This window comes from Vogesella mureinivorans, assembly GCF_007644035.1.
Taxonomy (GTDB): Bacteria; Pseudomonadota; Gammaproteobacteria; order Burkholderiales; family Chromobacteriaceae; genus Vogesella; species Vogesella mureinivorans.
The window spans coordinates 1-412 of sequence record NZ_VMTV02000299.1 but is presented as its reverse complement, the minus strand read 5'-3'; the positions used below and the strand labels follow the sequence as shown (position 1 = coordinate 412).

General features: G+C 60.0%; 1 protein-coding gene. It reads right to left on the bottom strand.

Annotation, left to right across the window (positions count from 1 at the left end; translation table 11 throughout):
* Nucleotides 1–317: 317 nt before the first annotated feature.
* Nucleotides 318–412 (bottom strand): 4Fe-4S dicluster domain-containing protein (locus tag FLQ44_RS09855; protein ID WP_147694263.1); only part of this gene is annotated, 95 nt, incomplete at its 5' end.

The following is a 412-nucleotide window of genomic DNA, read 5'->3' as shown; positions in this document are numbered from 1 at the left end:
GTCCAGCCTGCAAAGGGGCGAGCTAGCTGCGCAGCGCCTGCTTGCGCCGCCACCTCGCTGCGAAAGCGAACGCCTTGTGCCTCATTGTCTGTGAGTGGAGCTTGTTGGCTGCAAAGCTCTCGAGTGCCTCTGCAATCTCGCCGTCAATTTCAACGCCTTGCTCAATCCACTCCAAGGCCTGGGGAGCCCAAGCTTCGGTTGGCCAGGTCAGAGCTGCCATGACGACATCTCTGGGAGAAGCCTCAGACGTGTCTAGTGCAGGTAGCGGAGCGATCAGCTTCGCTACCAGCCGGCTCTGATTCATCGCTCTCGCCCAACTACAGGTTCTGGTAATTCGGCCCGGCTGCCCCCTCAGGCGTCACCCAGTTGATGATCTGGTACGGGTCCTTGATGTCGCAGGTCTTGCAGTGCA